We start from the raw sequence: 3912 nt of genomic DNA, 5'->3' as shown, positions 1-3912 counted from the left end.
CCTGGACGTAGGCTTCATCAAGCTGGTTGAGGCTGTGGTCGCTCAGGTGCATCGGTCAGTGGCGCGGTATCATCGGGCAGCGTAGGGGGAACATACTGATCGGGCTGGAGGCAGCGGTCAAGGGGTCTCTGAACGGCTACCATGCGGGTGGAAGTCTGATGCTGCCTCATCATGGACCACTATCGTCTTCAAAAAGGATTGAAGACCGGAACACCAGTGCGCTGCATATCGCCGACGTTGCGCGTCACCAGGGTCAGACCATGGACCAGCGCAGTGGCAGCGAGCAGGCTATCGATCACCGGCAGCGGGTCTGGCACTCCCAGCCGACCCCAGCGATCGGCAATGGCCGGTGTGATAGGCAGGACTCGATCAGCCGTCGTCTCGTTGGTGTCGATCAGGAATCCCATGCTTCACTCCCACGACCTAAGTCCTGGCGACGGGCGAAATCCTCATCGGTACCGACATCCGGCATCGCCATCAACAACTCCTTGATCCCTGGCCGCGGGGGACGTGGCGGCGTCTGATAGATGATCGCCAATCGCACCGGACCTACGGGAACGTCAGAGGGCAGATCCAGAACGAGGCGATGGTCAGGGGGAATGACCGCCTCGGTTTCATAGTAGGACTGAGGCAACGACGCGGAACGCTGCGCAACCGCTTCGATATGAGAATTATCGACAGCATTAGTGGTGCCCATCAAGTCTACTCCGGTGCAATCAGTTGGTGTATATCTTCCCGGCTTCACGGTCAGGTTTCACGGAGCCGCTACCGTGCGCCGCGCCGCTCGCCCTGACGCTCCACCTGTCCGCCGGCCGGCAGGGCCTTGATTGTGGCAGTTCAACGGTCGTCGGGGAAGCCGGTCGCGGCGAGGATGGCTTCTTTGCGGTGCCAGCCGGGGTGGGCCTGCAGGCAGGCGAGGATCGGCGCGGGTCCGCCTGGTGGAGCGGGCGGCGGCTCGAACTGATGACGCGCGCCTGGTTCCACTGACCACCGGGGCGCAGGGTCTCCTTCAGCCAGTTCTGAAGCTCCTCGCCGAGGCCGTCGTCTTCGACCCAGGAGAGCTTGATCAGGAGCGAGCCCGCAAAGCGGCGCCTGCGCCATCCGCAGCAACGCCGCCACCCCCCGCGTCCAATCCCCGCCCGCGGTGCGCGGGGACATCGCCTGCATCATGCTCTATGCGGTATATTCGCCGTACCGACGCAGCAGCCCAACCGGATTGAACCCGACCCATGGCCGACGCGAACACCACCGGCACCACCCGCAACGGCGGCGACCTGGGCTTTGAGGCCGACCTGTTCAAGGCCGCGGACAAACTGCGCGGCAACATGGAGCCGTCCGACTACAAGCACGTCGCTTTGGGGCTCATCTTCCTCAAGCACATCTCGGACAGCTTCGAGGCCAAACACGCCGCGCTGCTGGCCGAGTACCCGGACGGCGCCGAAGACCCCGACGAGTACGCCGCTGAGAACGTCTTCTGGGTGCCGCCGGGCGCGCGCTGGTCGCACCTCAAGGCCCAGGCCAAACAGCCCGGCATCGGCAAGCTGATCGACGACGCCATGGTCGCGATCGAGAAGGTCAACTTAAGCCTCAAGGGCGTCCTGCCCAAGGAGTATGGCCGCCCGGCACTCAACGCCGTGATGCTGGGGGAACTGATCGACCTGATCTCGAAGATCGCGCTTGGTGAGTCCCAGGACCGCGCCCGCGACCTCTTGGGCCGGGTCTACGAATACTTCCTGGGCCAGTTCGCCGGTTCCGAGGGCAAACGCGGCGGTGAGTTCTATACCCCGCGCTCGGTAGTCAGCGTGCTGGTGGAAATGCTGGAACCCTTCCCGGACCCCGCCCGCAAGGTCTTGGGGCGGGTCTATGACCCCTGCTGCGGCTCCGGCGGCATGTTCGTGCAGACCGAGCGCTTCCTGACCGCCCACGGCGGGCGCATCGGCGAGCTGGCCATCTACGGCCAGGAGTCCAACTATGTCACCTGGCGGCTATGCAAGATGAACCTCGCCGTGCGCGGCATCGACGCCGATATCCGCTGGAACAACGAGGGCAGCTTCCACAAGGACGAACTGCCGGATCTCCGCGCCGACTTCATCCTCGCCAATCCGCCCTTCAACATCTCCGATTGGGGCGGAGCCAAACTGCGCGAGGACCCCCGCTGGCGCTACGGCGCGCCGCCCGCGGGCAACGCCAACTTCGCCTGGCTGCAACACATCCTGCACCACCTGGGCCCCAACGGCACCGCCGGTGTCGTGCTTGCCAACGGCAGCATGTCCTCGAGTCAGTCCGGCGAGGGCGAGATCCGCCGGGCCATGGTCGAGGCCGACGTGGTGGACTGCATGATTGCGCTCCCCGGTCAGTTGTTCTATTCCACCCAGATCCCCGCCTGCCTGTGGTTCCTGGCCAAGAACAAGCGCAACGGGGGCTTACGCGAGCGCCGCGGGGAGACCCTGTTCATCGACGCCCGCAAGCTCGGGCACCTGGTCGACCGCACCCGGCGGGAACTTACGGATGAGGACATCGACCGCATCGCCAACGCCTACCATGCCTGGCGCGGAGAGATGGACGCGGGCACCTACGCCGACGTGCCGGGCTTCTGCAAGGCGGCGACCCTGCCTGAGATCGCCGGGCATGGGTTTGTGCTGACGCCTGGGCGCTATGTGGGCGCGGCGGAGGTCGAGGAGGACGAGACGCCCTTTGTGGAGCGGTTCGCGGCCTTGCAGCAAAGGCTAGACTCTCAGTTCGCGGAGGGGCAGCGGCTGGAGCAGGCGATCCGCGAGAACCTCGCCCGCGTCGGGGTGCAAGCGTGACGGCCGACGTAGGTCGGGTTAGGCGCGCGGCACGGCGCCTCAAGCAGGCACCACGGCTGCCCGCGCGCCTAACCCGACAGCCGGCGCCGCAATGTCGGGTTACGCTGCGCTAACCCGACCTACGCCCTGCGCGCGGGCAGAACGCGACACGACGATGAGAAGATAGCGCAGAGATAAACGGGAGACTGTATCGTGACCACTGATAGCCGCATTGCCATTGTGGATCGCATCTACGATTCAGATACAACCGAAGCGCCTTTCGGCAAGCGCTGGAGAGACGAATGCGTGACGCTTGATGCAGCGACACTGGAGGCCTTGCAGCAAGGCAAGATCCTCGCGCTCGATGTGCAGGGTGAATATGTGATCTATGTTCGTGCCGGGGAAATCGCAGGACCGGCGAGCGGCAGCCAACCGGCAGACAGCGACGACGCGCGAGCGGCGGGCAGGGGTTCGGATTGATGAATGAGACGCGCCTTACCGAACTTTTTTGCTCCCGCACTCCGGCGTGGGAGCAAGTCCTGAGGCTCCGGCATCGCGTGGGCGTTCGGGCCGCAGGAGCGGCCAGGGATGCGTTCCCACGCGGAGCGTGGGAACGAGAATGACATCCAACTCGTTGAGTTTCACAAGGCTTCGCGACGATGGCCTGCTCGATTTCGGCGATGGTTACCGCGCCAAGAATGTAGAGCTTGGCGGTCATGGACCGATCTTTCTCCGCGCTGCCTATCTTCAGGATACGGGCTTTACACTCGACAAGCCTGACAGATTCATCGCCGGAGACTTGTCTCTATTTGGCAACAAGGTTGCGAAGCTGGGGGACGTTGTAATAACAACGAAGGGGAACTCTACCGGGCGAATCGGCGTAATCCGCGCCGAACAAGAGGGGGCGATATACTCGCCCCACCTTTCGTACTGGAGAGCCCTGGACGACCGCAAGATCAATCAATCGTTCTTGTATTACTGGTCTCTTAGAGGGTATAGACAAAATCTACCTGGCCGATATTCTTGCGCGAGTTTACAAGAACGAGGCGCGCAACGATGTCGAAAGGTGGTCGGCCAAAGAAGATCAACGAGGGACAGTATGAGGTGTTGCGCCAGATCGTCGCGG

At 63.5% G+C, this 3912-nt stretch carries 4 protein-coding genes; 2 read left to right on the top strand and 2 right to left on the bottom strand.

Annotated features, from left to right (window positions below):
* Positions 1-188: 188 nt before the first annotated feature.
* Both QZY48_RS29765 and QZY48_RS29760 read right to left on the bottom strand, forming a co-directional pair.
* Positions 189-407 carry a PIN domain-containing protein gene (locus QZY48_RS29765; RefSeq protein ID WP_295437437.1) on the bottom strand — a complete coding sequence of 73 codons (219 nt, stop codon included), beginning with the start codon at positions 405-407 and terminating at the stop codon, positions 189-191.
* On the bottom strand, positions 395-697 hold the full coding sequence (locus QZY48_RS29760) for a hypothetical protein (protein WP_295437435.1): 303 nt from the start codon (positions 695-697) through the stop codon (positions 395-397). Before QZY48_RS29760 ends, QZY48_RS29765 begins: the two co-directional genes overlap by 13 nt.
* Positions 698-1229: 532 nt before the next feature.
* On the opposite strand from QZY48_RS29760, the gene QZY48_RS29755 reads away from it, so the two are divergent.
* Positions 1230-2807: a class I SAM-dependent DNA methyltransferase gene (locus QZY48_RS29755; RefSeq protein WP_295437433.1), complete on the top strand. Its 1578-nt coding sequence runs from the start codon at positions 1230-1232 to the stop codon at positions 2805-2807.
* A gap of 192 nt (positions 2808-2999) precedes the next feature.
* Positions 3000-3266: a hypothetical protein gene (locus tag QZY48_RS29750; protein ID WP_295437431.1), complete on the top strand. Its 267-nt coding sequence runs from the start codon at positions 3000-3002 to the stop codon at positions 3264-3266.
* Positions 3267-3912 lie beyond the last annotated feature (646 nt).

Source organism: uncultured Thiodictyon sp., assembly GCF_903828115.1.
GTDB lineage: Bacteria > Pseudomonadota > Gammaproteobacteria > Chromatiales > Chromatiaceae > Thiodictyon.
The sequence above is the reverse complement of the archived record's forward strand: the minus strand, read 5'-3'. Positions and strand labels throughout refer to the sequence as shown.